The 25,664-nt window shown below is 38.5% G+C and carries 18 protein-coding genes, 1 pseudogene, 1 riboswitch and 2 other annotated features; of the genes and pseudogenes, 13 read left to right on the top strand and 6 right to left on the bottom strand.

The features are described from left to right. Positions 1 to 180 precede the first annotated feature (180 nt). Genes DLJ74_RS17865 through DLJ74_RS17850 form a run of 4 tightly spaced genes read right to left on the bottom strand, consistent with a single transcriptional unit; the run spans position 181 to position 4,918 of the window. Positions 181 to 1,227: an aldose epimerase family protein gene (locus DLJ74_RS17865; RefSeq protein ID WP_109985485.1), complete on the bottom strand. Its 1,047-nt coding sequence runs from the start codon at positions 1,225 to 1,227 to the stop codon at positions 181 to 183. A 24-nt stretch (positions 1,228 to 1,251) separates the two neighbouring features. Continuing rightward, entirely contained in the window at positions 1,252 to 2,739 is a 1,488-nt protein-coding gene (gene galT / locus DLJ74_RS17860; protein WP_109985484.1) for a UDP-glucose--hexose-1-phosphate uridylyltransferase, read from the bottom strand. Between the two features lie 2 nt (positions 2,740 to 2,741). Beyond that, entirely contained in the window at positions 2,742 to 3,737 is a 996-nt protein-coding gene (gene galE, locus DLJ74_RS17855; RefSeq protein WP_109985483.1) for a UDP-glucose 4-epimerase GalE, read from the bottom strand. After that, positions 3,734 to 4,918, bottom strand: a complete 1,185-nt coding sequence (locus DLJ74_RS17850; RefSeq protein ID WP_109985482.1) for a galactokinase — start codon at positions 4,916 to 4,918, stop codon at positions 3,734 to 3,736. The genes galE and DLJ74_RS17850 overlap by 4 nt, the downstream gene beginning before the upstream one ends. Positions 4,919 to 5,231: 313 nt before the next feature. Here DLJ74_RS17850 and DLJ74_RS17845 point away from each other — a divergent pair. Then, positions 5,232 to 7,691, top strand: a pseudogene (locus DLJ74_RS17845) (5'-nucleotidase C-terminal domain-containing protein); the annotation flags it as partial. Between the two features lie 55 nt (positions 7,692 to 7,746). Here DLJ74_RS17845 and metE read toward each other — a convergent pair. Beyond that, positions 7,747 to 10,035 carry a 5-methyltetrahydropteroyltriglutamate--homocysteine S-methyltransferase gene (gene metE, locus DLJ74_RS17840; protein WP_109985480.1) on the bottom strand — a complete coding sequence of 763 codons (2,289 nt, stop codon included), beginning with the start codon at positions 10,033 to 10,035 and terminating at the stop codon, positions 7,747 to 7,749. Between the two features lie 61 nt (positions 10,036 to 10,096). Next, positions 10,097 to 11,950: a bifunctional homocysteine S-methyltransferase/methylenetetrahydrofolate reductase gene (locus DLJ74_RS17835; protein WP_109985510.1), complete on the bottom strand. Its 1,854-nt coding sequence runs from the start codon at positions 11,948 to 11,950 to the stop codon at positions 10,097 to 10,099. Positions 11,951 to 12,095: 145 nt separating this feature from the next. Next, positions 12,096 to 12,202, bottom strand: a riboswitch (SAM riboswitch). 168 nt (positions 12,203 to 12,370) lie between these two features. On the opposite strand from DLJ74_RS17835, the gene DLJ74_RS17830 reads away from it, so the two are divergent. The 12 genes from DLJ74_RS17830 to trpA all read left to right on the top strand — a co-directional run bounded on the left by DLJ74_RS17830 (position 12,371) and on the right by trpA (position 25,535). Next, entirely contained in the window at positions 12,371 to 12,940 is a 570-nt protein-coding gene (locus tag DLJ74_RS17830; protein ID WP_181397660.1) for a nitroreductase family protein, read from the top strand. Between the two features lie 310 nt (positions 12,941 to 13,250). After that, positions 13,251 to 14,810 (top strand): bifunctional metallophosphatase/5'-nucleotidase, encoded by a 1,560-nt coding sequence (locus tag DLJ74_RS17825; protein ID WP_109985478.1) that lies wholly within the window; start codon positions 13,251 to 13,253, stop codon positions 14,808 to 14,810. Between the two features lie 263 nt (positions 14,811 to 15,073). Continuing rightward, positions 15,074 to 15,871: a LysM peptidoglycan-binding domain-containing protein gene (locus DLJ74_RS20935; RefSeq protein WP_109985477.1), complete on the top strand. Its 798-nt coding sequence runs from the start codon at positions 15,074 to 15,076 to the stop codon at positions 15,869 to 15,871. 203 nt (positions 15,872 to 16,074) lie between these two features. Further along, positions 16,075 to 17,364 (top strand): Gfo/Idh/MocA family oxidoreductase, encoded by a 1,290-nt coding sequence (locus DLJ74_RS17815; RefSeq protein WP_109985476.1) that lies wholly within the window; start codon positions 16,075 to 16,077, stop codon positions 17,362 to 17,364. Between the two features lie 364 nt (positions 17,365 to 17,728). Then, the gene (locus DLJ74_RS17810; protein ID WP_181397658.1) at positions 17,729 to 18,295 is read left to right on the top strand and encodes a 3-dehydroquinate synthase II domain-containing protein; all 567 of its coding nucleotides are present in this window, start codon (positions 17,729 to 17,731) and stop codon (positions 18,293 to 18,295) included. 125 nt (positions 18,296 to 18,420) lie between these two features. Beyond that, positions 18,421 to 18,668 (top strand) — a binding site (T-box leader). 39 nt (positions 18,669 to 18,707) lie between these two features. After that, positions 18,708 to 18,924 (top strand) — a binding site (T-box leader). 241 nt (positions 18,925 to 19,165) lie between these two features. Further along, positions 19,166 to 20,557 (top strand): anthranilate synthase component I, encoded by a 1,392-nt coding sequence (gene trpE / locus DLJ74_RS17805; protein WP_181397656.1) that lies wholly within the window; start codon positions 19,166 to 19,168, stop codon positions 20,555 to 20,557. Next, positions 20,541 to 21,128, top strand: coding sequence for an anthranilate synthase component II (locus DLJ74_RS17800; RefSeq protein WP_109985475.1), 588 nt, complete (start codon positions 20,541 to 20,543; stop codon positions 21,126 to 21,128). Before trpE ends, DLJ74_RS17800 begins: the two co-directional genes overlap by 17 nt. Next, complete coding sequence (gene trpD, locus DLJ74_RS17795) at positions 21,125 to 22,156, top strand: anthranilate phosphoribosyltransferase (RefSeq protein ID WP_109985474.1); 1,032 nt, start codon at positions 21,125 to 21,127, stop codon at positions 22,154 to 22,156. The genes DLJ74_RS17800 and trpD overlap by 4 nt, the downstream gene beginning before the upstream one ends. Beyond that, on the top strand, positions 22,153 to 22,932 hold the full coding sequence (gene trpC / locus DLJ74_RS20820) for an indole-3-glycerol phosphate synthase TrpC (RefSeq protein WP_109985473.1): 780 nt from the start codon (positions 22,153 to 22,155) through the stop codon (positions 22,930 to 22,932). The genes trpD and trpC overlap by 4 nt, the downstream gene beginning before the upstream one ends. Before the next feature lie 3 nt (positions 22,933 to 22,935). Next, positions 22,936 to 23,562 carry a phosphoribosylanthranilate isomerase gene (locus DLJ74_RS20815; RefSeq protein WP_109985472.1) on the top strand — a complete coding sequence of 209 codons (627 nt, stop codon included), beginning with the start codon at positions 22,936 to 22,938 and terminating at the stop codon, positions 23,560 to 23,562. After that, entirely contained in the window at positions 23,549 to 24,754 is a 1,206-nt protein-coding gene (trpB, locus tag DLJ74_RS17780) for a tryptophan synthase subunit beta (RefSeq protein WP_109985471.1), read from the top strand. The genes DLJ74_RS20815 and trpB overlap by 14 nt, the downstream gene beginning before the upstream one ends. After that, positions 24,747 to 25,535, top strand: a complete 789-nt coding sequence (trpA, locus tag DLJ74_RS17775) for a tryptophan synthase subunit alpha (RefSeq protein WP_109985470.1) — start codon at positions 24,747 to 24,749, stop codon at positions 25,533 to 25,535. The genes trpB and trpA overlap by 8 nt, the downstream gene beginning before the upstream one ends. The last annotated feature ends 129 nt before the right edge of the window (positions 25,536 to 25,664 follow it).

Here is a 25,664-nt window from a genome sequence, read left to right as displayed (position 1 = left end):
ACCATTGATTTAGCCGTTATCTATATAGTTTTGTCCAGTAGTATCTTTTGCGAAAATAACTCGAAAATCAAGATCTCTAGCATATTTTTCGTAAAAATCCATTATATTACATTAAAGTTTTATTGTGGATATCTGAATAAAGAGATAGGGCCACACAATATGTGGCCCCTCAGTCAAATATTATTCTCTTACCCCAAATACAAAAGTAGTTTTCGCGTAATATTTTTCGTCTTTATCTAACCATACTGATGGGAAACCGTCATGATGGATCGATGCGGGTGATGCTTGTGTTTCCAAGCAAAGCCCTAAGTATCGAGCTGATTCCCGTTCGCGTAGCTTCAAGCCTTCAGGTAAATTGTTCGAAGTATACATGACAACACCTGGTTGGTCTGTGATCACCTTTAGTTCACGCCCGCTTTCTTTCTCATAAACCTGTGCACTTACTTCTTTTGTGTGATCGAATAAAAAGTAATGATCATAACCGTGATTCGCTACTAAATTTTGTTTAAATTCAGAGCTTACGCCATCCTTCATCGGACGCCCATTTCGAAAATCAAATACTGTATCATCGACGTTTAAGATGGAACCTGTTGGAATTAACTCTTCATCTAATTCAACAAATTCGCTACTATCTAAAGTGATTTCATGTTCTTGAATATCTGTTTTTAAGTTTCCGCTTAAGTTAAAATACGAATGATTTGTCGCAGTGAGAACGGTTTTTTGATCTGCAACACCTTCATAAGCAATTGTTAGGGCATTTTCATTCGTTAGCGTATAAATTACCGTCATTCTAAGATTACCAGGATAGCCGTTTTCTCCATCCTTACTATCTAGAGTTAACGTTAATCCAACCTCTTCCTTATTTTCAAAAGGAACGACAGACCAGATAGACTTATGGAAGCCAGGTTCCCCACCGTGTAAATGATGGTCTCCTTCATTTTTTGGAAGGGTATAAGCCTTTCCATCCAATTCAAATTGGGCTTTTTCAATACGTCCAGCGACTCGCCCAATGAGTGCACCGAAATAACCCGGGTTATCTAGGTAATCCTCGTAGTTATTAAACCCAATCACGACATTTTCTAGCTTGCCATCACGATCTGGTGTCATAGCTCTTGTAATAATTCCTCCAAAATCAAGGATAGAGACCTCCATACCATGATCATTAATTAGTGTAAATTCTTTCCATTTCTGATCCTTTACAGAAACTACATCTGTTTTTATTTCCATTCCGATAACTCCTCCTACCTACTTTTATAGATGTGAAAGGAAGCGTTTAAAGGCCCCTCTACCAGTTTCATCTGTTTTAAAGACACCTGCATCCTCTAGAACTCTAGCGAATTTCTTTCCTAATTCATCATCTACGATTTGCTTGACATTTTCTTTAGCAATATTTGTATGCCTTTTCTTTATCGATTGTACCCAATTTCGATGATAATCTGCAATGCTTATCTCTTCGTTGAGTAAATGTTTTTTGATTTCTTCTAGTTCCCCTTTTAGTCTTGGAGGGAGTACGGCAAGCCCCATAACCTCAATAAGTCCAATGTTTTCTTTTTTAATATGATGAACATCTTCATGTGGATGGAATAATCCCATCGGGTGTTCTTCTGTTTGACGATTGTTGCGTAATACAAGATCTAACTCAAATTTGCCATCTCTCATTCTAGCAATTGGTGTAATTGTATTATGAGGTGTTTCACCTGTATAGGCGAAGATTTCTGCCTCTTTATCACTATAATCGCGCCATTTTTGTAAAATATAATCGGCTGCTTCGATTAATGGCTGGCGATCCTGATGACGTATACGAATGACAGACATTGGCCATTTTATAACAGATGCGCAAACCTCTGGATATTCCTCTATTTTAAAGGAAAATTCATCTTCTGCTTTTGTCATTGCAAACGTATAATTACCACCTTGGTAGTGATCGTGGGATAGTATACTTCCACCTACTATTGGCAGGTCGGCATTTGACCCAATGAAATAATGAGGGAATTTCTCTACAAAAGCTGTTAATCTTGCAAAGGAATTCCGATTAATTTTCATTGGGCGATGCTCTTTGGCAAAGATAATACTATGCTCATTGTAATAAACGTACGGCGAATATTGCAGGAACCACTCTTCTCCCTCAAGTGGTACTTCAATAATCCGATGATTCGATCTAGCTGGGTGTCCAATTCGTCCAACATAACCTTCGTTCTCCGCACAGAGCAGGCATTTAGGATAGGCTAAATCCTGCTTCATTTCACGCTCCCGCCTGATTTGCTCAGGATCCTTTTCAGGCTTGGATAGGTTAATCGTAATATCTAAATCACCGTAGTCGGAAGCTGTTTTGAATTGAATATTTTTCGCAATTCGCTTTGTTTGGATATAGTTACTATCCTTGCTTAATTGATAAAAATAATCGGTTGCTTTAATCGGTGCTTTCTCATATTTTTGATAAAAGACCTGATTAATTTCAGATGGCTTCGATAAAAAGACATTCATGATTAGTGCTTGGAGTTTCTCCTTTTCATCTAATAAATCCTCGATAATATTACGGTTTATAGCATCTTCTGTAATGGTTTCGAGTAGCTCAGGTATGGATGATTCAGCTGAAAGGGAGTCCTGTTCCTCAAAGCTATCAACCTTGACTAATCCAAGTATTTGGTTTCTTGCATAAATGGCATCACTAGGATGAATGAGTTCTTTATTGATCGCTTTTTGTACAAGTGACTCAATAAGCTGCGAGAGATTTGCCATGCTTATGCCTCCTCTTTATAGCCTTGGGGATTTGCTTGATGCCAATTCCAAGCATCGGTAATAATTCGTTTAATATCAGTTCTAGACGGACTCCAGCCTAGAATTTGTTTTGCTTTTTCAGAACCTGCAATTAAGGTACTAGGATCGCCAGCGCGTCTTTCGGCAACCTTTGCAGGAATTTCGTGACCCGTAATTTCTCTTGCCGTTTTAATAATTTCTTTTACTGAGAAGCCCTGACTACTCCCGAGGTTGAAAATATTACTTTCCCCGCCATCCTGTAAATAGTTCAAAGCGAGAATGTGTGCATCAATAAGATCCTCTACATGTATATAGTCTCGAACACAAGAGCCATCGTGGGTATCGTAATCCTCTCCGAAAATTGAGATATACTCTCTTTGACCAAGTGCTACTTGTAGTACAATCGGAATTAAATGAGTCTCCGGTCTGTGATCCTCCCCAATTTCTCCTGTACTTCGGGCACCTGCTACGTTGAAGTATCTTAAAGACACATAACGGATATCATGCGCAACTTCTGCCCATTTCATCATTTTTTCCATGGTAAGTTTTGTTTCACCATACGTGCTAGTAGGAAGTGTAGGCATATTCTCTGTAATAGGTACTTGTTCTGGTTCTCCATAAGTTGCTGCAGTAGAGGAGAAGACAATGTTTTTAATCTGGAATTCGGTCATTGCTTGTAACAATACTTGTGTTCCATAGACATTGTTATCAAAATATTTCAATGGTTTTTCCATTGATTCACCTACAAGAGAATTGGCTGCGAAGTGAAGCACACCATCGATTTTTTCGTGGGAAAAAACCTCACGTAAGAACTCAATATCACGAATATCTCCATTGTAGAAGCTTGCATCTGGATGTACAGCTCCACCATGACCTGTTTCTAAATTATCGATTACTACTACTTGATGCCCTTTGTCGATTAATTGGTAAGTAGCATGTGATCCAATATAGCCAGCTCCACCTAACACTAAAATTCTCATTTATTTTCCTCCTCCATTAATTCTTTGGCACCATCACCGATTGCAGCAATATAAAAGGTAGGAGGGTAGCCTACTTTTTCTTCATAGACCTTCGCAATATTTTCCTGAAAGGCTCTTGATTCAGTCTTCTCTACAATGGCAATCGCACAACCACCAAATCCAGCTCCTGTCATACGCGCACCGATGACCCCTTTTTGCTGCCAAGCTGCTTCGGCAATAGTATCTAATTCAAGGCCTGTTACCTCATAATCATCACGTAAGGAAACATGAGATTGATTGACTAGCTCCCCAAAGGCTTTTAATTCACCAGCTTTTAATTTCTGCAATGCCTTGATCGTACGTGCATTTTCATAGACAGCATGCTTTGCGCGCTTCTGATTTACTTCATTTTTAATAAGTGAGCGGTTTTTTTCAAATTGCTCTGGTGTCAATTCCCCAAGGCTTCTAATGGAAAGTTCTTTTTGTAGATCAGCTAAAGCTTGCTCACACTCGCTACGGCGCTTATTGTATTTCGAATCAGCTAATTCCCTGCGTTTATTCGTGTTAATAATGATGATATCATGATCCTCTAACACAATCGGTGCATATTCATAATGGAGGGTATCACAATCCAGTAGCAGGGCATGGTCTTTTTTTCCCATACCAATCGCAAACTGATCCATAATACCACTATTCACACCGATATATTCATTCTCCACTTTTTGACCGATTTGGACAATCTTTACTCTGTCAATGTTTAGGTTAAACAGCTTTTCTAATAAAACACCTGTTACTAATTCAATCGAAGCAGAAGAAGAAAGCCCAGCACCGTTTGGAATGTTTCCATAGAATAAAACATCAAAGCCATGATGGATGGAAAAACCTTCCTCGATAAAGTATTTTACCATGCCTTTTGGATAATTGGTCCAATCGTCTTCTTGCTTATAGCTCAAATCATCTAAGGATACCTCTAAAACTCCTTTTTCTGCAAAATTTTCAGAATAAAACCGAAGCATACGGTCTTCACGAGGAGCTACGATTGCATAAGTCCCGAATGAAATAGCGGCAGGGAAGACATGACCACCATTGTAATCCGTATGTTCCCCGATTAGATTAATTCTCCCTGGTGCAAAAAAGGCTCTAGGATTAGTATTTGTTTGAAAAATATTGTGAAATGATGAGATAAGTTGTTTCCATTCCATTGTTAGTTCCCCCTTTGATATCGACTTAATTAATTTAATTTACTAACTAAATTGTAGGTGATTTCATGTAAAAATACAAGGGCTAATCATTAAAATTTTGATAAATATTCCTTACCATTTCTTTACATAGTGTTAATCCTTCTATTCTTTTTCCTTGATAAAATATAGATTGGTATATTACTAGAATTAAAGGAGGAAAATCAAGATGAATCATTCAACGAAGAGATTTATTGGTATGTTACTTTTTTTCTTGCTCATTGTCTCACAGTTTTCTAGTGTTTTTGGTAGAGAAGTGAGTGCAGCAGAAGATCTAGTAGATGTTCAACTACTTAGTATGAATGATCTTCACGGAAAAATTGATCAATCCTATGAGTTAGACATAACAGGTGATGGTGATGTAGACGGAGTTTACGGGAGAATGGATTATGTTGCTTCCTATTTAAAAGAGAGAGATCAAGCACATCCAAATTCGATTATCGTACATGCAGGAGATATGATCGGTGGAAGTGCACCAGTGTCTGGTTTATTCCAAGATGAACCTACTGTAGAAATTATGGAGGAAATCGGCTTTGATTATGGGACAGTTGGAAATCATGAATTTGATGAGGGTACAACAGAACTTCTAAGAATGGTGAATGGTGGTGAGCATCCTGATGGTTTAGGTACTGCGGGTTATGATGGAATGAATTTTGCTAATCTATGTGCCAACTGTGTTTACAAAGATTCAGGTGAAACTATATTGCCACCATATGCTATAGCAGAGGTGGAGGATGTAAAAATTGGCTTTGTTGGGGTTAATACACAAGCATCTGCTGGAATGGTAATGCCAGCAGGGATCGAAGATATTGAATTTACAAACGAAGCAGCTGCTGTGAATCAAGCAGTAGAGGAACTCCAAGCAAAAGGAATTGAAGCTATCGTTGTTTTAGCACATATTCCTGCTGAGCAAAGTGGTGAAACAGCTGTAGGCGAATCTGCTGAACTAGCGAAACAAGTAGACGATGCAGTAGATATTATTTTTGCTGCCCACAACCATCAAGTTGTGAATGGTGTAGTTGATAATAAATTAATCGTGCAAGCAAGTGAGTATGGAAAAGCATTCGCAGATATCGATATTCAAATCGACCGTAGCACACAGGATATTATTAAAAAGCAAGCGGAAGTCGTTTTTGTTGATCAAAATAAGAAAGAGCCTGATCCAGCCGTTCGTGACATTTTAACAAAATATCAGGATTTGATTGAACCAAAAATGAATCAAAAGCTAGGGTATAACGGACAAGACCTTACTGGTGATTATACAAATAATGGGGATCATGGATTAGGAAATCTTATCGCAGATGGGATGCTATGGCAGATGGATGCGGATTTTGCCATGATGAATGGTGGTGGCATTCGTGATGATCTACTACAAGGTGAGATTACTTGGGGAGATTTATATAATATCATGCCATTTGGAAATACCCTAATGAAGATGGAGATAAAAGGGGAGGATCTTTACCCTATTTTAAATGCACAGCTATCTCCAATTTATGGACCAGATTATAGTATTGCAGGCTTACACTATACTTGGGATATAGCTACAAATAAAGTCATCGACATCACCTTTCCAGATGGAACAGCGATTGATCCAAATGGTTCTTATACATTGGTTGTCAACAATTATATGGGGACCTCCCTTAGTGCTAAGCATCGTCCAATTAGTGAAAAAGGTCAGAATGTAGAAATGGGTCCAGTTGATTTAGACGCTTTTGTTAACTACGTGAAATCATTAGGCTCTACTGAGGAAAATCCGATACAAATTGGCTCTGAAGGAAGGATTGTGGGGATAGAAAATACTCCAGAAAATATTCTAGGCGAGGTCTCCATTAATGAAGCTCGTAATGCAGAAACAGGTTCAGAGGTAACCATAGAAGGTGTGGTTACAACTACACCTGGTGCCTGGGGTGGCAATGGCTTCTACATACAAGATGAAACAGCGGGTATCTATGTCTTTGGAAGTGATGAGGTAACAGTTGGAGATCAGGTCAAATTAACTGCTGTTACTGGTGAATATAATGGTGAACGACAATTAACTGATATCTCTTTATTAGAGAAAACAGGTCAAAGCCCATTACCAGATGCAGTGGAGGTTAATCCGTCAGAAATTAGTGAGCAGAACCAAGGGCAGTTAGTTGTAATCAAAGGAGCTACCATTTCCGAATTAGAAAAAGTGAATGATTATGGAACCTTTGAGTTTATGGCAACTACGAATGGACAAGCTGTATTAGTTCGCGTAGATAACCGTACAGGATTAGCCTATGATGCCTTCCCTTTTGAAAATGGTGACAAAGTAAATATCATTGGTGTATCTAGCGTATATAATGGGACATTTCAATTAAAGCCAACAAAAGTAGCTGATATTTCCGAATTTACCGAACAAGGTGAAGATGATCCTAATGAAGACTCTCCTAATGAGGATCAACCGGAAGAAGATCCAACTACCGAGGACAACCCTAATAACGAAGAAAAGCCAACAGAAAATAATGGAGTAGAAGATCCTAATAATGAAGAAACCCCCAATGATCAAGACAAGGGGGGGAATTCTAGTAATAAGGATAAAATAGAAAATGAGCGCAACAACTCCAATAATGATAAAATCGCGGAGAATGAACAATCGAAGAATCCGCTACCTAATACGGCAACCTCTATTTTTGATCTAATGCTAGCAGGCGCTGGGCTAGTGCTGGCATCCCTCATATTATTTATGATAGGAAGAAAAAAGCAAAGAGTGTAAAAAAGAAAGATGCATCCTCATAAGCAAGGGTGCATCTTTACTATTTACTAACCTACTATTTATTTGTAACAGAATAGGCTTCTCTTACTTGTTTAGCAGCAGTAATCATATTTTCTAAAGCAGCAACGGTTTCCGCTTCACCTCGTGTTTTTAGACCACAATCTGGATTAATCCAAAATTGCTTAGCATCAATGGTTCTTAATGCTCTTTCGATATTTAATTTAATTTCTTCGACACTTGGAACACGCGGACTATGGATATCATAGACACCAAGTCCAATTTCCTTATCATACTTATTCTTCTCAAATGTATCAATTAATTCACCATGACTTCTAGATGTTTCGATAGAGATAACATCCGCATCTAACGCATCGATTACTTCGAAAATTTCACTAAATTCAGAATAGCACATATGTGTATGAATTTGCGTTGATGGCTTCACGGTTGCTGTTGAAATGCGGAAGGCTTTGATCGCTGCATCGAAATATGCTGGCCATTTCAAATGATCGAGTGGTAAACCTTCTCTAAGGGCAGGTTCATCGACTTGAATAATTTGTACTCCAGCTTTTTCTAATGCGAGCACTTCCTTCTCAAGAGCTAGTGCGATTTGATTTTGTACAGTGAATCGAGGAAGCTCCTCGTGGACAAACGACCAATTTAAAATCGTAACAGGCCCTGTTAACATTCCCTTCACTGGTTTCTTCGTTAAGGATTGGGCAAATACAATTTCTCTTACAGTCATTGGATTACTCCATGATACATCTCCCACTACTAGTGGTGGTTTTACACATCTAGAACCATAAGATTGAACCCAACCGAATTCAGTTACAGCAAAACCATTTAGCTTTTCACCAAAGAATTCTACCATATCGGTACGTTCAAACTCACCGTGTACGAGTACATCTAGATCAAGGTCCTCTTGAATTTGAATCCATTTTTTCGTTTCTATATCAATGAATTCAAGATATTCTTGATTAGTAATGTCCCCTTTACGCCACTTCGTACGGGTGCCTTTTACCTCAGCTGTTTGAGGTAAGCTTCCAATGGTAGTCGTCGGTAGTATAGGTAATTTTAACTCTTCTCGCTGTAGTCGGATTCTTTTACTAAATGGAATGGTCCTTTTGACTTCTTCCCCTTCTAGCTCCTTCAACTCCTGTGCAACAGATTGATTTTGGCGATAAGATGAATGAGCAAGCGCCTCTCTTGCTGTCTTACTTTCTTCTAGAATCGTCTGAATCGATGCTTTTCCTTTATTGGCACCTTCAGTGATCGCCTGAATTTCTTTTAGCTTCTCATCTGCAAAGCTAAGTCCATTTAATATAATAGGATCCATTTTACTTTCACTATCTTTTGTTACAGGGACATGTAACAGAGAGCAGGAAGGTTGTAAAATAATTGTCTCCACATCAACTGCTCCATTAATTTCTTCCACTAGTTCAAGGGTTGTGTCTAAGTCTGCACGCCATACATTGCGTCCATTGATGACTCCGGCAGCTAGAACCTTATCTTTCGGGAATCCCCATTTTTTGATTAATTCTAAGCTTTCACCATGAATGAAATCTAGACCTATCCCATTAACGGGAAACTGTACGACCTTTTGATAATGTTGAACCGTTTCAAAATATGTTTGTAGCAATATTTTTGCTTGGGGTGCTTCTGCACGTAAGGTCTGATAGGTTTTTTCAATGAGCTCTAATTCCTGATTAGAAATATTTGTCCCTAGAATTGGTTCATCAATTTGGATCCATTCTGCTCCAGCTTCCGTTAATTCGTTTAAAACTTGAGCATATAATGGCAGAAATTTCTCTACCCAGTCTGATAGTTCATTTTCTTCATAGCCCTTAGATAGTTTTACGAAAGTAACCGGACCAATTAGTACAGGTTTTCCGATAATTCCGAGCTTTTCCTTTGCTTCAAGGAAATAAGTTAATGCACGATTTTCGACAAGCTTTGGTGTTACATCATTTAATTCAGGTACAATGTAATGATAGTTTGTATTAAACCATTTCGTCATTTCAGCAGCAACTGCTTCCTTTGTACCACGTGCAATTCCAAAATACGTATCTAGTGATTTTTCGTCTAGGTCTTGAAATCTTGTAGGAATGACACCAAAGGAAAAAGCGGTATCAAGTACGTGATCATAGAAGGAAAAATCTCCAACAGGAATCCAATCAATACCTAGTTTTTGTTGTTTTTCTAGGTTAGCTAAACGTAATTTAGTAGTTTGGTTGATTAATGCTTTTTCTGTTATATTGTTTCCCCAAAAAGATTCAAGAGCATGCTTCCATTCTCTTTTTTCCCCGATTCTCGGATACCCAAGATTAGAACTGATGAATGTTGTCATATTTTATTCTCCCTTTTCTTTCATATTATTACAGCTAAAGGAATTCCCCGTTTTAGAAGTCTTACCTTACCTTTGCTGTTGATTTTGCTTTTGTTTTTTCATGGACATAATCGGTTAATTCAACGGTAATTTCGTAATTCATAAAAGGTGTGATGAGATAAATACCGTTGAAATAGGAAATAGCTGTATCAATTAATTCCTTCGCGATTTCTATTCCTTCACGGATCGCATCTGCTCGATTAGATCGGGCTTGCATTCTTGCCCTTACTTCATCAGACAGCTTCATCCCTGGAACTTCATGGTGTAAAAATTCAGCATTTTTATAGGAAACGAGTGGCATGATTCCGATAAAAATAGGTGCTTCTATATGCTTGGTTTCCCGAGCAAGTGCAATGATTTTTTCGTGACTAAAAATTGGTTGTGTTAAAAAATAATCTGCACCGTGCTCGATTTTTTTGTGCATTCTTTTCACAGCCTTTTCTAAGTTTGCGACATTTGGATTGAAGGCTGCAGCTACTTGAAAGGCGGTATTCTCTCTTAAGGAAGCACCAGAGAAGGATAACCCTTGATTACACTGCTTGATTAATCGTGTTAATTCAAAGGAAGTTACGTCAAATACGGATGAGGCACCAGGAAATCCACCAATTCTTGTAGGATCACCCGTTATTGCTAAAATCTCATGGAAGCCCAGTGTATGTAACCCCATTAGGTGTGCTTGCAGGCCGATTAGGTTGCGATCTCTACATGTGAGGTGGATAAGTGGTGTAACATTTAGATGGAGTTGTTTCATTTTGACAGCCATCGCTAAATTACTGATTCGCGGTGTAGCAAGTGAATTATCCGCTAAAGTAATCGCATCCACACCTGCATCTTCCAGCGCTTTCGCCCCTTTAATAAACTCATCAATTTCTAGATGCTTTGGTGCATCTAATTCAACAATAACGGTATGCTGTTTCTTAGCTTTATCCACCAATGTCGGATTCGACTGGACAGTTTGGGAAGAAGGGAGTGTGATCAGTCCTTCTTTCACCTGGACGGTTTTGTCTAAAATAGGTGTTAGTCCCTCAATACCATCCTTTAAGGCCCTAATATGCTCTGGGGTCGTTCCACAGCACCCTCCGATAAGACGTACTCCTTGATCTCGGAATTCCTTTGCACATCGTTTGAAATAATCTGTTTGCTTGCTGTAAACAAGCTTGCCGTTTTCATATGCTGGTAGACTAGCATTTGGAAATGCTGATAAGTGTGCTCGCTCAGGTAATGGTACGGCTTCTAGTGACTCAATCATATGGTGTGGACCTAAACGACAATTAACCCCAACGACATCTGCACCAAGTACTTCTAGCTGTGTTAATACATCAGCTAAGGACATACCGTTTTCTAAAATACCAGGCTCATGCATCGATACATTTGTAATAATAGGGAGGTCTGTTTCTTTTCTTGCAATTTCTAGAACAGCGGTTAATTCGTCGATGTCATAATAAGTTTCTAATAGGATGCCATCTACACCTTCTAATAGAAGGCTAAATAATTGTTCCTTGAAGCTCCTTATGATGTCTTTTTTGGATGTGACTAGCTTTTGAATTCCTCGAATTCCACCAATCGTTCCAAGTACAAATGTTTCATTTTTTGCTGCTTGTTTAGCTAATTGGACAGCACGTGTATTTATTTGGTGTACTTCCTCCTCCAAGCCAAATCTTGCTAGCTTAATATAATTGGCTCCATACGTATTGGTTTGGATGATATCTGCCCCAGCGTCAATATAGGATTGATGAACTTGGAGGACCTCTTCTGGTTTTGATAGATTATATGCTTCAAAGCATTGATCAACCCCATGTGCGTAAAGTAAAGTACCTATCGCACCATCTGCTATGAGGATATTTTCTTTGAGAGCTTGTAGGAGTGATGATGTCATTCTTTCACCTCTTTTCTTTTCATAATCATTTATAAAAAACAAGCAATCTCCACTATAATTGCTGTTTTTTGAACAAAAGGCCCAGAAAAACAAAAAAGTCTTCATCCCTTGAAAGATGAAGACTCTATATAAATAGATCTCACGTTCCTCATCTTTCAAGCGTTGTTGCGCTTGCTGGAATTAGCACCTTGTCTAATAAAGACGGTTGCTGAGGTATCACAGGGCCAGTCCCTCCACCTCTCTTGATAAGAGTAAAGCTTTATGAAGTTTTGTTGTCATTATATTACATTATAAGTAAAATACTTTCAAGTCATTTTTAATAAAAAATTGAATTTTTTTCCTAGATTGTTATTCAACTTGTTTGATAACAAGAATGATGGTATAATTGAAAATGATTCTCATTAAAAAGGAGATTAGATGATGGCAAGTTTAAAAAATCTTATAAAAGAGCGACGCTCCATTTCAAACTATAAAGAAAATCCTGTTTCTAAGGAACTAATGAAAGATTTATTAAGTATAGCTGTCTGGGTGCCCAATCATAAAATGACTGAGCCGTGGCGTTTTGTATTTATAACAGGCGAATCAAAGAAAAAATTAGCAGAAATCAATCGAGAGGTAGCGAAAGAAAAAGCAAAGAATGCCTCTCGTGAGGAGCTAGAGCAGATAGGCGAAAATGGCTACCAAAAGATCATGAACGTTCCATTTATCATTATGGTTATTAATACGCTTCATCCTCAAGAAAAACTGAGAGAAGAAGATTATGCTTCAGCTAGCTGTCTTATTCAAAATTTCAGTTTGTTAGCTTGGGAGGAAGGATTAAGTGTTTTTTGGAAAACTGGTAAATTGTCGTTTTGTGAGGAGACAGCTGCACTTATCGACTTGAAGGATGATGAACGAGTAGTTGGCTTACTTCAAGTCGGCTATCCAGCGAAACAAGTTAACCCTATTCCTAGAATAAATGTGAATGATAGAATAACAGAATTAGACTAATAATCTTTGACGAAAAAGCTAAACTAAACGACTTGGCGTAAAGCCAAGTTTTTTTATTTCTGTTATAATTCATCACTTTCTAAGCAAAAAAAGTGCCGATGAAGCGATATCATCGGCAACCAAGAAAAAGGGGCTATCATTTTGTGAGAAAGCAATCCTTGCAGCATTGCTCAATTTGGAACATCTTTAATATATCAAATGAATGAAAAGCTAGTGTTAAATGTAAGTTAAGAAAGTGTAAACTTTTTCCTTTCGTCCCAATTTATTCGGTATAATAGGGATCAACAATTGCTGAAGAAGGAGAAAGAAAATGACATCCATATCTATTTGTGTAACGAGTGATATCCATGGTTATATTTATCCTACCAATTACCGAGAAGAAGTAGAGAAAAATATGGGACTAGCTAAGATAGCTTCCCTAATCGATAGAATAAGGTCAGAAAAAGAAGTAATTCTCGTCGATAATGGAGATTTCATTCAAGGGAGCCCATTTACTTATTATTTTGCAGCATATAAAGAAGCGAAAAGAAGCCCTTTAATAAAAATAGGAAATAGTTTACTTTATGACATGGCGATTTTCGGAAATCATGAATTTAATTACGGGATAGAGTATCTCAAAAATGTAGTAAATAAAACAAATTACCCATGGTTAGCTGCTAATATATTAGACAAACACACAGGAGAACCTTTTTTTGGTACCCCATATGTAACAAAAGAAATTAATGGTATAAAAATAACCTTCTTAGGCATTACCACTCATTTTATACCACATTGGGAGGACCCAACACATATTCGCGATTTAGTCTTTGAAGATGCTTGTGAGGCTGCGCATAAATGGGTGAAAAAGGTTAGAGAAGAAGAAAGGCCAGATCTACTCGTTGTAAGCTACCATGGAGGGGTAGAAAGAGACCCGGAAACAGGGGAAGCGACAGAAGCCTTAACCGGTGAAAATCAAGCGTATCAAATGTGTGAAGAAATAACAGGTATCGATTTATTAATAACCGGCCATCAGCATCGATTTTTAACAACAACAATTAATGGGGTTCCAATCATTCAAACAGGCAGTAATGGGAAAGCTTTAGGAGAAATTGAGCTTGCCTTTAATAATAAAAAAGAGGTTACAAGTATTAAACCAAAGCTTCATTATGTGAAAGACGATATTCGATCAAATCAACCGACTATTGCGCTAATCGAGGAAGAAGAGAAGCTCGTACAGGAATGGCTGGATCAGCCAATAACGGAAGTGAAAGGTGATATGGAAATAAAAGACCCGTTTCAAGCAAGGATAGAGGAGCACCCGTTTATTGAATATATCAATACATTGCAAATGAAAGTAGCAGATGTTGACATATCATGCACGGCCCTTTTTCACAATCAATCACCCGGGTTTCCCAAGCATGTTACGATGCGAGACATAGTTTCAAATTATGTATATCCAAATACATTGAAGGTTTTAAAATTGCGAGGAAAGGATATAAAAGAAGCAATAGAAAAGAATGCTAGCTATTTTACCTTGAATGAAGCTGGTGAGTTAGCTGTAAATTCACTATTTTTAGAGCCGAAGCCAGAGCACTATAATTATGATATGTGGGAAGGAATCGAGTATGAGTTGAATATAGCGAACCCAATTGGAAATCGGGTAACTAAATTGCTTTTTCAAAATAAAGCACTAGAAATGGATCGGTTTTACTCGGTGGTCATGAATAACTATCGAGCAAGTGGTGGAGGAAATTATGATATGTTTCGAGGAAAAGAAATCGTGAAAGATATTCCGATCGATATGACAGAGCTAATTGCGAATGATCTATTAAACCGAAACTATCTAGAGGCGAAGTGTAATCATAATTTCTCAGTAGTTGTGGAAAAGTAAGAGTTTTCTAGAATATACCAGAGTTTTCAAATACTCTACAAACTCTATCAATACTGGGTTTGGAGTCTAGTTGTGTAAAAAAGTAGGAGAAAATATTACGTTTCCACGTATAAAATAATAGATTGTTGCCCCATAATGACAAATATGACAAGCTTACGTAATATCGTAATGATTGTTACAGACTCTTAATTTCGCTGTAACCACAAGCGATAAAACTCTATGTTATAGTGTAGCTTGTCAACTAGAAAAGGAGGCAACGATTGATGAAGAAGTTTTTCATTACCACAGCGTTCGTCGCTGCAAGTTTCTTAGTGGTAAATCCAGCATTAGCCAGTACACATGAAGTTCAACAAGGAGATACATTGTGGGGAATTGCTAAAGAGAACGAAACATCTGTTGCAAAATTAAAAGAGATTAATAACTTAGAATCAGATATTATTATCCCGAAACAAATTATAAAGATAGATAACGAGATTACTTATAACGTTAAAAAAGGGGACTCTTTAAGTGAAATCGCAGTAGAATATGGAGTTACTGTCGATGATATTCAAAAATGGAATAACTTAGAGACAGACCTTATCTTAATTGGAGAAGAACTTACGTTAAAAGACGTAAATACTTCAAAAGAAAATAAATCAACAGAAAAAAGCACCCCAGAAGCTTCGGTAGTTCCAAAGGTAGAAACAGAGGAGAAGCAAGAAGCATCCAAAGAGGAATCTAAACAAGCACCAGTTGAACAGCTATCAACTGAACAAGACAAACAAGAAGAAGGTAAAACAATTACTGTTACTGCAACAGCCTATACAGCAAAATGTGATGGTTGTTCAGGAACAACAGCAACAGGTATTAATTTACTAGAAAATCCTAATATGAAGGTAGTTGCGGTTGATCCAGATGTTATCCCACTAGGTACAAGAGTACATGTGGAAGGCTATGGTGAAGCAATTGCTGGAGATACAGGTGGAGCGATTAAAGGCAATAGAATTGATGTCCATGTACCGACAAAGGATGAAGCCTTTGATTGGGGTAGAAAACAAGTGGATGTGACTATTTTAGAATAGGAAAAAAGCTGGATAATGCCAACCCTCTCGTAGATGAGAGGGTTTTTTATTTTTTATCAATGCTAAAAAACAAACATATTCAAAAATAGATAAACAATTTCAAAGGTTAGGGATTGCTATTTTTCTATAAATGAATTATAATCTTAACAACGTTGTTATTTAGTATTTTTGCAACCGATTACACAAAATGGGAGTGTTTACTAATGAAGAAGAAGTATGTATTAGTTGGAACTGGTGGTCGAGCGGAATTCTTCTATGGAGCATTGGTACGAGATTTTCAAGAGACTAGCTCTCTAATTGCCTTTTGTGATTCCAATCAAATTCGTCTTAATTATGCAAACAAGCTTTTAGAGGATAAGTATGGCGTGGAGAAGATTAACACATATACGTCTGATAAATTTGATGAAATGATTGAAAAGGAGAAGCCGGATATTGTTATTGTTACTTCTGTAGATCGAACGCATCATCGCTACATCATCCGCGCAATGGAGCTTGGCTGTGATGTTATTACAGAAAAGCCAATGACAGTTGATGCAGAAAAGACACAAGCGATTATTGATACAATTGAACGAACCGGTCAACAAGTTCGCGTAACCTTTAATTATCGCTATGCACCACATAACACAAAGATTCGTGAACTCATTCGTGACGGTGTGATTGGAGAAGTGAATTCGGTGCATTTTGAATGGGCATTGAATACACAGCATGGTGCAGATTATTTCCGTCGTTGGCATAGAGATAAACGAAATAGTGGAGGATTGCTTGTTCATAAATCCACCCATCATTTTGATCTAGTGAATTTTTGGTTGAACACAGAACCGGAAACGGTCTATGCAACTGGTGGTCTTCGCTTTTATGGGAAGGAGAATGCCGAACGCAGAGGAGTAACAAAGTTTTATCAAAGGGCTCATGGTAGTGAAAATGCAAAGGATGACCCATTTGCAATTGATTTAGAAGCTAATGAACATCTAAAATCGATGTATTTAGATGCGGAAAAAGAAGACGGCTATCAAAGAGACCAGAGTGTTTTTGGTGATGGAATAAGTATTGAGGATACACTTGGGGTTGTCGTAACCTATAAAAATAAAGCTATTTTAACCTATTCACTTAATGCTTACTTGCCTTGGGAAGGATTCCAAATTGCCTTTAATGGTTCTAAAGGGCGAATTGAAGTGCAGGTTCGTGAACAATCTTACATTAATTCTGGTGGAGAAAAAGGGGATGAAGGTAAGCTAAAGGAAAAAGTGTTACGTGTTATCCCAATGTTCGGTGAACCATATGTTGTAGAAGTAGAAGAAAAAGCAGGTGGCCATGGTGGTGGTGACCCAGAATTATTAAATGATTTGTTTGGGGTGCCAAAAGAAGACGAATTCAACCGAGCAGCTTCTCATATTGATGGCGCGATTTCGATTCTTACAGGGATTGCAGGAAACAAGTCCTTACAAACAGGGCAAGCAGTCAAAGTTGCAGATTTAGTAGATTTAAAAAGATAATGAAATAGATATTTAGTTTTGGTACAGTGTTTCTATTTAACACTGTACCAAATTTGTTGTTATCAAAGCTTTTAGTGTCTTGAAAAGCCTCATTATAGATTCATTTCTTCTATTTATGCTCCATTTCAATTGTTTCACTATCATCAGATTGTGTTAACGTACTATATCCAATAAAACTGAAGGACGCAATTAATAGAAGAAACAGCATTACTAACCATTTCCGCAATGTCTATCCCTCCCATTTGCTACTTTTATATACTTCGTACTATGGTGAAAAATCCCCGTTAATTGAATTTTCATTTTTTATTCTATATGATTACGATAGAATTAGCTATGGACAAAATATGTAAAAAATGAGGAAATTATGGTGGAAGGTGACTTAATGAAAATATCCTTAAAGGAAGCAGAGGTAGTGGAAATAAAAGAAATAGGTGAAGGATCTAGAGTATGCCTTGATTTTGTTGATAAATTAGAGCCATCCGAAGGAATACTTGTCGGGAATACCGGACACGGCTATGTCCTAGTATTAGCTGAAAATCGAACGACAGATACTTATCCAGGAAGACCATTTCGAGTGAATAGTGGTGCTATTCATCATTACATTTTAAAGGAAGAAGATCAAACTGCCTATTTAGCAGAAATAAGACCAGGAGATTATATTTCAGTTATTTCAGAATCTGGTTCATCACGTAGTGTTGCGGTCGGAAGAGTAAAGGTCGAAAAGCGCCCGTTAATCCGCTTGGTGTTAAAGGTAGAAAACAAGGAGCTATCGGTCACTTTACAAGTAGCAGATAGTGTTCATGTACTAGCTCCAGATGGAACGGAAATACAGGCGATTACATTAAAGAAGGGTGACCATGTAATGGTGCAAGTAGATCAGCCTGGAAGACATTTAGGGAAAAAGATTGAAGAAGAAATAAATGAATTTTAGCACCTTTTGCATGTCGGGGACCCCCTCCATCATGGAAATCACTATATTAAGAATTTTCAAAAAATTAAGTAAAAGGCATTGACAAATGAATGAGAACATACTATGATAGTAGCAACATTTTCATTCGTTTGGCATTGATGAAGAGTAGTAGCCGAATCAAAGCACAGAAGAGAGCTGGTGGTTGGTGAGAACCAGTGTGTTAGATAGGTGAATGGACTTCTGAGCCCCAAACCGAACACATTTGTTAGTAGGCTTTGGCGAGATCCCCACTCGTTGCAAAAGGGTAGCGTTATAGCATATAAAAGCTATGACGTGATTAGTGAGCTGATCTTCAGCTAATAAAGGTGGTACCACGGGTTTCCTCGTCCTTTTCGGATGGGGGAGCCCTTTTTATATGTGTTAAAAATCGATAGAAAAATTGATGAGAAGGATTAGTAGGTTTACTTATTGTGTGATAGAGAGCTGGGCATGGTGGAAACCAGTATACAAGGTAAGCAGAATGGACCTTTGAGAGTGCTCTGGAAAAAAGTATAGAGCAACGCCTCATCCACGTTATCGGATGAATGAGAGGAAGGAGTGTGGAGATCCTTCAAATAGTGGTGGCACCGCGGAAAAAACCCGTCCCTATATATACAAACAAGGTATATATAGGGATTTTTTTATACATTAGGAAAGTATAAAATTTCTACACAGTAGCGTTTCGACGTAGCTGAAATTTCAAGGTACCAAGTATAAGCAAAACTAAGCATTCGCTAAAGGACGAGCGAATGCGGGTTTTTCTAATACGCAAAGCTAGGCATTCGTCAAAGGACGAACGTATACGAGTTTTTCTAACATACTTCGTTAAATCATTGAAAAGGAGTAGAGGAAATGGTGAATTACAGAAGCAAGCGATTAAATGGGGATACAATCACACCGATATCAATCTTTCATCGATTAAAGGGTACGAAAAAGTTTTTGCTTGAGAGTTCAGGAGCCCATGATCAAAAAGGACGTTTTTCTTTTATTGGTGTAAATCCGTATAAAGAAATTATTGGTTCAAAGAAAAATTCGACAGTAATAAACCTGACAACAGGTGAAGAGGAAACTATCGAACAATTGCCATTAGAGGTAGTAAAAGAACATACGCCAAATATAGATCTTCCTTTACCATATGCTTTTTATGGTGGAGCCATTGGTTATATTGGCTATGATACGATTCGGCAATATGAATATATCGGTGAAAAACTAGAGGATGAGATAGAAATGCCAGATGTTCACATGATGTTTTACCAGGATGTTATCGTTTTTGATCATATGAAGCAAAAAGTCACTTTATTAACGATGGACTTAAATGGAGATCGAGAAGAGTCGATTTTGGAGGAACGGCTTGTTGAAATGGAAGAAGAGATCTGGACACATGAAAAGCCGTTAAAAGAAGAAGAATTGCATGTTAGCTTCCAGCCTTCTATTCAGAAGAGTAGATTTCTAGAAATGGTAGAAACAGCGAAAAGACACATAGTAGAGGGCGATATCTTTCAAGTTGTTTTATCTCAAAGAATGAAAGCAAGCTTTGAGGCGGATCCTTTTACTTTTTACCGAAAGCTTAGAGTCGCAAATCCATCGCCATATATGTATTTTATTGATTTTAATGACTATATTGTGCTTGGTGCATCACCAGAGAGCTTAATTAAAACAACTGGCAAAGAAGTTATTACTAATCCTATTGCAGGAACAAGACCTCGTGGTGCAACAGAGCAGGAGGATGCACAGCTCGCAACCGAGTTATTAGCCGATGAGAAGGAATTAGCAGAACACAAAATGCTTGTCGACCTTAGTAGAAACGATCTTGGCCGTGTATGTGAAATAAGCTCGATCACGATCCCGAAATATATGGCGATTGAAAGATATCAACACGTTATGCACATTGTTTCCGAAGTGCATGGTACTTTAACAGACAATTACACGGGGTTGGATGCACTTATTTCAGCATTACCAGCAGGAACGGTTTCAGGGGCACCAAAAATTCGTGCCATGCAAATCATTAACGATTTAGAGGACAAAAAGCGTGGAGTTTATGCAGGAGCGGTCGGCTACATTAACATAAATGGAGATTTGGACTTAGCTTTAGCTATTCGTACGATGGTTATTAAAGGTAACAATGCCTATGTACAAGCGGGTGCAGGGATAGTGTATGATTCCGATCCAGAATCGGAGTATCTGGAAACATTGAATAAGGCTAGAGCCTTACTGGAGGTTAGTAAACATGATATTACTCATTGATAATTATGATTCATTCACTTATAACCTATATCAGTATATTTCAGAACTTGGCAAAACCGTCAAAGTGGTCCGTAATGACAAACTGACGATTGATGACATAAGAAAATGGGAGCCAGAAGCCATTATATTATCACCAGGACCTGGTATTCCGGAAGAGGCAGGTATTAGTATTGACATTGTCAAACACTTAGCAACAGAGTTTCCGATTTTGGGTATTTGTTTAGGACACCAAACGATTGGTACAGCATTTGGAGCGAGGATAGTAAAGGCAAGTCATATTAAACACGGTAAAACCTCCATGATTCGACATAACAATGATGAGATCTTTAGTTATTTGGAGCAACCGTTAGAAGTAATGAGATATCATTCCCTTGTTATAGAAAATGCAACCATACCAGATGAGTTACTTGTCACAGCACAAGCAATGGATGATGGTGAAATTATGGCAATCAAGCATACTTATTTGCCAACATATGGATTGCAATTTCATCCTGAATCAATTGGTACCGGAAAAGGCAAAAAGCTACTGAATAACTTTTTTCAAGCTATTCGAAAGGAGACGAAAGCATGAAGGATTTTTTAAATAAAGTGATTGCAAAAGAGGATTTGACATTAGAGGAAATGGAGCAAGCGGCAAGACTGATTTTCACAGAGGAAACAAGTGATATTGCAATAGGGGCTTTTCTTACAGCATTAAAAGCAAAAGGGGAAACATCTGATGAGATTACAGGTCTTGTAAATGTTCTTTTAGAAATTTCTCCATTATCCCTTCCAGATGACTTAACAGATGCAATGGATAACTGTGGCACTGGAGGAGATGGATCACAAAGCTTTAATATTAGCACAACCTCTGCTTTTGTTATTGCAGGTGCGGGCATTACGGTTGCTAAACATGGAAACCGTAGTATTTCTAGTAAAACCGGAAGTGCTGATGTGTTGGAGCATTTAGGTGTACCACTCGAATTCACACGACCAGAAACCTACGAAATATTAAAGGAAAATGGGATTGCTTTTCTATTTGCACCTAATGTCCACCCTGCAATGAAGCATGCGATGAAGGTTCGGAGAGAATTAGGGGTGCCAACAATTTTTAATGTGATTGGTCCATTAACCAATCCAGTCCAGCTAACCTCACAATTGATGGGAACCTATCGCCGAGATTCATTAGAGACGATGGCGAATGTATTGCACAAATTAGGTCGCAAACGTGCATTGATTGTAAATGGATATGGCTATATGGATGAAGCCTCTTTAGCTGGGGAGAATCATTTGGTATTATTGGACAGAGGAGAATTAATGCAATTCACGTTAAGTCCCGGGGAAGTAGATCTCCCAGTAGTGGATAATGAATCGATAAAAGGCGGGAACGCCATAGAGAATGCTAGAATTTTACGCAGTGTTCTAGAAGGCAAAAAAGGCCCACACCGAGATACAGTATTACTAAATGCTGGTTTAGGTATCTTTGCCAATGGAAAAGCAGAAACAATAAAACAAGGAGTGGAGCTTGCGCGAGAGTCGATCGATTCAGGTGCAGCATTAGCTAAATTAGAAAATCTTATTACGATTAGTACGAGAATGAAGCAAGGGGTGTCATCATGACTATTTTAGAAAAAATACTAGCAGAAAAAGAAAAGGAAGTAGCGACATTAAAGAAAAACTACAAGCCTGGTATGCTTCAAGCAAAACGTGCTCCTGTCTCCTTGTATGATTCGTTTCGTCAGTCAAAGAACATGAGCATTATTGCCGAAATGAAACGGGCATCTCCATCGAAGGGACTGATTAATGATGGAGTGGAGCCCGCCGAGCAAGGCCAGTTATATGAAGCTAGTGGTGCGGGAGCCATTTCTGTATTGACAGACCAACCTTTTTTTAAGGGAACGATCGAAGACATGCAAGCAGTGAGAGAGGTTGTAAATGTCCCTATATTAAATAAGGATTTTATTATCGATGAAATTCAAATCGACCGAGCATACGATGCAGGTGCAAACTTAATCTTACTCATTGCAGCTGCATTACCTGAAAGTCGGTTAAAGGAGCTTTATCAGTATGCTGACAGCAAAGGCTTAGAAATTCTTTTTGAAGTACACAATCAAGAAGAAATGGAAATGGCAAATAGAATTGGAGCTAAAATTATCGGAATTAACAATCGAAATCTTAAAACCTTTGAGGTAGACCTAGCTCTAACAGAGCAATTAGCTGAGATGGTTGACAAAGAAAATACATTGCTGATCAGTGAAAGTGGAATGAAGGATCGGGCTGATGTAGAGCGTGTCGCTATGGCTGGAGCTCGTGGTATTTTAGTAGGAGAAACGATGATGCGTTCTGTTGATTTGAAGAAAACCTTCGATATTTTGCGCATTCCGTTAGGAGAATGATAGATGGTACAAGTGAAGATATGTGGGTTGATGAAACAAGAGGACATTCAAGCTGCTTCTGAGGCAGGAGCAGATTTTATAGGATTTGTTTTTGCCAAGAGTAAAAGACAATTAACAAAGGAACACGCGTGTGAGCTAGCTTCATTTGTTCCACCACAGGTGAAAAAAGTTGGGGTATTTGTGAATGAAAAGCTTGAAGTAATAGAAGAGATTGCGGAAAAAGCAGACCTTGATTATATCCAGCTACATGGAGATGAGTCACCAGACTTTTGTTCACAACTTTCTTTACCTGTGATCAAAGCATTTCAAATTCATTCCCTAGCAGATTTAGAGGGGATTTCAACATATGATTGTGCTTATTATCTTTTAGATAGCCCTGCTGGTAAATATCGGGGTGGCAATGGAGAGACATTCGATTGGTCCATCGTAAAGGACAGAGATTTTTTAGATAAAAAAGTACTTCTAGCTGGTGGCTTAAGTGCGGAAAATGTCGAGGAGGCTATTAGAGAAGTCAATCCAGCTGGTTTAGATGTCTCTAGTGGCGTCGAAACAAATGGAGTGAAGGATGTAGCGAAAATAAAAGCATTTATCCAAGCGGCAAAGAAAGGGGATAAAAATGACAAAGTATAATGCACCAAACGAGACAGGTCATTATGGTGATTACGGTGGACGATTTGTTCCAGAAACATTAATGCCTGCTGTGCTTGAATTAGAAAAGGCGTATGAGGAAGCCATTAATGATGAGGCGTTTTTAGATGAATTTAATTACTATCTTAAGGAGTATGTTGGCAGAGAAACCCCTTTGTACTATGCGGAGCGTTTTTCAAAAAAGCTAGGTGGACCAAAAATCTATCTAAAGCGAGAAGATTTAAACCATACAGGTGCACATAAAATTAATAATGCGTTAGGTCAGGCTCTTTTAACACAAAGAATGGGGAAGAAAAAGGTAGTGGCAGAAACAGGAGCTGGCCAGCATGGTGTTGCAACAGCAACGGTCTGTGCATTACTAGGTTTGGAATGTGTCATCTTTATGGGAAAGGAAGATGTACGTCGTCAACAATTGAACGTATTCCGAATGGAATTATTAGGAGCTCGTGTTGAGAGTGTGGATCAAGGTAGTGGTACATTAAAGGATGCGGTAAATGAAGCATTACGTTACTGGGTGAGTAATGTCGAGGATACTCATTATATTATTGGCTCCGTCGTTGGACCACATCCATTTCCACAAATTGTCCGAGATTTTCAAAGCATGATCGGTACAGAAACGAAAAAGCAAGTGAAGTTAAAGGAAGGTCGACTACCTGATGCGGTCGTTGCTTGTATTGGTGGTGGAAGTAACTCTATGGGAATGTTCTATCCATTTATTGAGGATGAGGATGTACGCTTATATGGAGTAGAGGCTGGAGGAAAAGGTGTAGATACAGATAAACATGCCGTGACCTTGTCTTATGGTAAACAAGGGATTTTACATGGAACCATGACCTACTTATTACAGGATGAGCATGGGCAAATCCAAGAAGCTCATTCAATCTCCGCAGGACTCGATTACCCAGGAGTTGGACCAGAGCATAGTCATCTGCGGGATATCGGCCGTGTGAATTATGCCCATATTACAGATGCAGAGGCACTAGAAGGGCTGCAGGAATTATCCAAAACAGAAGGGATTATTCCAGCATTAGAAAGCTCTCATGCCATTGCCTATGCCATGAAGCTAGCGAAGGAAATGAAAGAAGAAGAGGTAATGGTCATTTGCTTATCTGGACGTGGAGATAAGGACGTGCAAACAGTGCGTGATGCGCTTGGAGGTGAACAGAATGGGTAAGGAAAAGTTAAATGCAGCCTTCCTTAAAGTGAAAGAACGTGGTGATAAGGCATTTGTTCCTTATATCATGGCAGGAGATGGTGGATTAGATGCACTGGAAGAACAGCTTGTTTTTTTAGAGGATGCTGGGGCAACAGTTGTGGAATTAGGGATTGCCTTTTCCGATCCTGTAGCCGATGGACCAACAATCCAAGAAGCAGGCCTACGCGCATTAGCGAATGGTGTATCATTACGAGCGGTATTAGAAAAATTAAAGCAAACAAAATCTTCACGTCATATCCCTATCGTTCTTATGACGTATGTCAATCCAATTTATGCTTATGGTGTTGCTGATTTTGCAAAAGCTTGTGAGGATGCTGGAGTGGATGGATTAATCATACCTGATATGCCGTTAGAAGAAGAAGGCTTAGTGACCCGAGAATTAAAGGATCATGATATTGCCTTAATTCGTTTAGCTGCACTGACAAGCACGGATGATCGCATAACGGAAATTGCTAATCGAACAGAAGGATTTTTGTATGCCGTCACTGTAACGGGTACGACAGGTGCTCGATCCACCTTTCATGACAGGCTTAACGAATACTTGGATCGCCTCAGTAAACAATGTGAAGTCCCTGTACTTGCAGGCTTCGGTGTTTCTACACCCGAGCATGTCAAAAACTTAACAACGCATTGTGACGGAGTAGTAGTCGGAAGCCGAATTGTCGATCTGTTGCATAAAGGAGATCATGATACAATCCGTGAACTAATCGGCGCCGCACAAATTTCCAAAGTGAACTAGCTAGAGGGCATTTTGAGAGAGATCAGATTTGAAGTGGTATTTATCATCAAGCTAACGACCGTTTTAGGAAGGAATTCGAGGAAAATGGAACTTATACCGGATTTAACGACCGTTTTAGGAAGGAATTCG

Origin of the sequence: Gracilibacillus dipsosauri (assembly GCF_003176895.1) — a bacterium.
Taxonomy (GTDB): Bacteria; Bacillota; Bacilli; order Bacillales; family Amphibacillaceae; genus Gracilibacillus; species Gracilibacillus dipsosauri.
Note: the sequence above shows the minus strand (reverse complement) of the source record. Positions and strands in the feature narration are given on the sequence as shown.

What these genes read in the sequence shown, in the direction of transcription:
- DLJ74_RS17865 (WP_109985485.1), bottom strand. Translation starts at nt 1,227, where the DNA reads ATGGAAATAAAAACAGATGTAGTTTCTGTAAAGGATCAGAAATGGAAA.
- galT (WP_109985484.1), bottom strand. Translation starts at nt 2,739, where the DNA reads ATGGCAAATCTCTCGCAGCTTATTGAGTCACTTGTACAAAAAGCGATC.
- galE (WP_109985483.1), bottom strand. Translation starts at nt 3,737, where the DNA reads ATGAGAATTTTAGTGTTAGGTGGAGCTGGCTATATTGGATCACATGCT.
- DLJ74_RS17850 (WP_109985482.1), bottom strand. Translation starts at nt 4,918, where the DNA reads ATGGAATGGAAACAACTTATCTCATCATTTCACAATATTTTTCAAACA.
- metE (WP_109985480.1), bottom strand. Translation starts at nt 10,035, where the DNA reads ATGACAACATTCATCAGTTCTAATCTTGGGTATCCGAGAATCGGGGAA.
- DLJ74_RS17835 (WP_109985510.1), bottom strand. Translation starts at nt 11,950, where the DNA reads ATGACATCATCACTCCTACAAGCTCTCAAAGAAAATATCCTCATAGCA.
- DLJ74_RS17830 (WP_181397660.1), top strand. Translation starts at nt 12,371, where the DNA reads ATGGCAAGTTTAAAAAATCTTATAAAAGAGCGACGCTCCATTTCAAAC.
- DLJ74_RS17825 (WP_109985478.1), top strand. Translation starts at nt 13,251, where the DNA reads ATGACATCCATATCTATTTGTGTAACGAGTGATATCCATGGTTATATT.
- DLJ74_RS20935 (WP_109985477.1), top strand. Translation starts at nt 15,074, where the DNA reads ATGAAGAAGTTTTTCATTACCACAGCGTTCGTCGCTGCAAGTTTCTTA.
- DLJ74_RS17815 (WP_109985476.1), top strand. Translation starts at nt 16,075, where the DNA reads ATGAAGAAGAAGTATGTATTAGTTGGAACTGGTGGTCGAGCGGAATTC.
- DLJ74_RS17810 (WP_181397658.1), top strand. Translation starts at nt 17,729, where the DNA reads ATGGTGGAAGGTGACTTAATGAAAATATCCTTAAAGGAAGCAGAGGTA.
- trpE (WP_181397656.1), top strand. Translation starts at nt 19,166, where the DNA reads ATGGTGAATTACAGAAGCAAGCGATTAAATGGGGATACAATCACACCG.
- DLJ74_RS17800 (WP_109985475.1), top strand. Translation starts at nt 20,541, where the DNA reads ATGATATTACTCATTGATAATTATGATTCATTCACTTATAACCTATAT.
- trpD (WP_109985474.1), top strand. Translation starts at nt 21,125, where the DNA reads ATGAAGGATTTTTTAAATAAAGTGATTGCAAAAGAGGATTTGACATTA.
- trpC (WP_109985473.1), top strand. Translation starts at nt 22,153, where the DNA reads ATGACTATTTTAGAAAAAATACTAGCAGAAAAAGAAAAGGAAGTAGCG.
- DLJ74_RS20815 (WP_109985472.1), top strand. Translation starts at nt 22,936, where the DNA reads ATGGTACAAGTGAAGATATGTGGGTTGATGAAACAAGAGGACATTCAA.
- trpB (WP_109985471.1), top strand. Translation starts at nt 23,549, where the DNA reads ATGACAAAGTATAATGCACCAAACGAGACAGGTCATTATGGTGATTAC.
- trpA (WP_109985470.1), top strand. Translation starts at nt 24,747, where the DNA reads ATGGGTAAGGAAAAGTTAAATGCAGCCTTCCTTAAAGTGAAAGAACGT.